1 pseudogene is annotated in these 250 nt (G+C 52.0%); it reads left to right on the top strand.

Annotation, left to right across the window (positions count from 1 at the left end):
* Positions 1-126, top strand: a pseudogene (locus GCN74_RS28550) (IS30 family transposase); the annotation flags it as partial.
* Between the last annotated feature and the right edge of the window lie 124 nt (positions 127-250).

Below are 250 nucleotides of genomic sequence, written 5' to 3'. Positions count from 1 at the left end.
GAAGCCGACGATCGTGCGGTCCCGGGGCATTGGGAGGGTGACCTGATCATCGGACTAAACCGGTCTGCGATCGGAACGCTAGTTGAGCGTTCAAGCAGATTCACCATGCTTGTCCACCTGCCTCGCGTAAGCGTCGCCTCACCACCGTCTTCCCTTAATCGCCGCAGATCCCGATGATTGAATTTGGGACGCAAATTGATTGTGTCCACAAATTTATTTATGGACACAATAATTCAACCAGTCACAACCA

It is taken from the genome of Janthinobacterium sp. FT14W (assembly GCF_009208755.1).
Classification (GTDB): Bacteria; Pseudomonadota; Gammaproteobacteria; order Burkholderiales; family Burkholderiaceae_D; genus Janthinobacterium; species Janthinobacterium violaceinigrum.
Note: the sequence above shows the minus strand (reverse complement) of the source record. Positions and strands in the feature narration are given on the sequence as shown.